This is a genomic window from uncultured Dokdonia sp. (assembly GCF_947492815.1).
Lineage (GTDB): Bacteria > Bacteroidota > Bacteroidia > Flavobacteriales > Flavobacteriaceae > Dokdonia.
In genome coordinates, this window is record NZ_CANLOB010000091.1 from 1 (window position 1) to 555 (window position 555).

A 555-nucleotide genomic window follows, 5' to 3' on the forward strand; every position below is an offset into this window, starting at 1 on the left:
AAATCAGGATCTGGCGTATAGGTCACCGTACCATCTGTCTCGATCGTTACCGTTCCATTGGCTGGATCTGTCACCTCTGTGACAACTCCTACTCCACCATCTAAATCGTCATCAGACAATACATCAATATTCACTGCATCATCCTCATCCGTACTAGCCACATCATCCATCGCATCTACATCTGCGATCGGATCCACAGTAATCACTACCGTAGCAGTCTCTGTCGTTGTAGAGCCATCTGCGTTGGTCACCGTTACGGTATAATCAAAGGTATCTGTGCCATTGAAGTTTGGATCTGGTGTATAGGTCACCGTACCATCTGTCTCGATCGTTACCGTTCCATTGGCTGGATTGGTTACATCAGTTACCTCATTGTCTACTCCCTCAAAAGTATCATTGTCTAAAACAGCTACATTCACTGGCGTATCCTCAGGGGTGCTATCAGCATCATCAACTACATCATCCACTGGATTCACCGTCACTACTACCGTAGCGGTATCCGTAGAGGTAGAGCCATCTGCATTGGTTACCACTACTGTATAATCAAAGGTATCT

General features: G+C 45.9%; 1 protein-coding gene. It reads right to left on the reverse strand.

From position 1 onward, the window contains the following. On the reverse strand, positions 1 to 555 hold a 555-nt coding region (locus Q1A01_RS23655; protein WP_299686041.1), incomplete at both ends, for an Ig-like domain-containing protein.